A 495-nucleotide genomic window follows, 5' to 3' on the forward strand; every position below is an offset into this window, starting at 1 on the left:
GGTGGCGATATCGCGCTGAATGACGCGCAATCCCTGACGCTGGCCGGGCTGGTGACGACCCCCGGCACCTTGACCCTCAGCGATGGCAAGGCGCTGGGTGAGAGCGCCGGCAGTCTGGTCGTCGGCGGGCTGGCGGGCAGCATCGGCGGCGGGCTGAGTTTGGCCAACGCCAACAGCATCGCGGCCCTCGGTAGCCTCAGCGCCAGCGCGGACATGCTGATCGCCAATACCGGCACGATGACGTTGAACGGCCCGGTGAGTGCAGGCACCAGCCTGGCGCTGGTCACCGCCGGCTTGCTGGAGAGGACCGGCGGCAGCCTGGCGGCGGGGACGATCGCCATCGCCCCGTATAATGCCGGGACGCTCGATCTTGGCGGTACCGCGGTGGCGGGTTTGCAGCTTGCGCAGGCGCTGGTCAGCGCCTTTGACAGCCACGCGGTGGTGATTATCGGCGCCGCCAACGGCGTGCAGGCCAGCAGCATTTACAGCGAAGGT

At 68.7% G+C, this 495-nt stretch carries 1 protein-coding gene; it reads left to right on the plus strand.

Annotated features, from left to right (window positions below):
• The coding region (locus MXAZACID_RS19580; protein ID WP_008495928.1) for a hypothetical protein at positions 1–495 on the plus strand (495 nt) is incomplete at both ends.

Source organism: Acidocella sp. MX-AZ02 (assembly GCF_000306035.1).
Classification (GTDB): domain Bacteria; phylum Pseudomonadota; class Alphaproteobacteria; order Acetobacterales; family Acetobacteraceae; genus Acidocella; species Acidocella facilis.